At 76.1% G+C, this 627-nt stretch carries 1 protein-coding gene; it reads right to left on the bottom strand.

Going from position 1 to position 627, the window contains the following annotated elements:
- On the bottom strand, positions 1-265 hold a 265-nt coding region (locus ACXJLU_RS33520), incomplete at its 3' end, for a DUF6622 family protein (protein WP_457338036.1).
- Between the last annotated feature and the right edge of the window lie 362 nt (positions 266-627).

The raw sequence follows: 627 nt of genomic DNA, 5'->3' as shown, positions 1-627 counted from the left end.
ATTCGATGCCGCGCCAGCCCCCGGCGGCATGCACCGCGGCCAGCGCGGCGGCCGCGCCGGCCAGCCAGGCGGTCAGCGGCTCGGCGGCCCAGCCGAAGGCCGAGCCGAGGCCGTAGAGCGACAGGCCGACCATCGCCAGCGGCAGCAGCGTCGCGCGTGGCAGCGTCAGCAGGCGGTCGCGCGACTGCGACCAGCCGAGGGCGACGAGGCCGGCGAGCAGCAACCAGACCCAGGACGGCGTGTGGTGGAGGATGGCGGTGAACATGGCGGTTTCCTGAAGCAGTGGTGTGTCGATGGACGCACTGTCGTGCCGCGTCGGCGGGCGGGCGAGCCGCATGCGACGGAACGCGCGAGGGCGGCGTGAGCGGTGCGCGGCGCGGCGCGAGCCGGTCGGCGGGCCTTGTGGTCGCGCGGTGTGGTCGTATAGTCGGCGCCGCCGCTTTTGCGTCCCACGGAGACCCGCATGTCCTCTTCCACCCCGCTGTCGCGCGCCGCTGCCGGCCTGTCGCTGCTGGCCGTGACCGTGCTGCTCGGTTGCAGTTCGCCGATGCCGCCGTGGACGCCTGCCGGCGGGCCGCCGATGCCGCCGGCCAGGCGGCCGGCCCCGACCGCTGCGGCGCCGACCCC

The sequence above is a fragment of the Rhizobacter sp. P5_C2 genome, assembly GCF_054049715.1.
The sequence above is the reverse complement of the archived record's forward strand: the minus strand, read 5'-3'. Positions and strand labels throughout refer to the sequence as shown.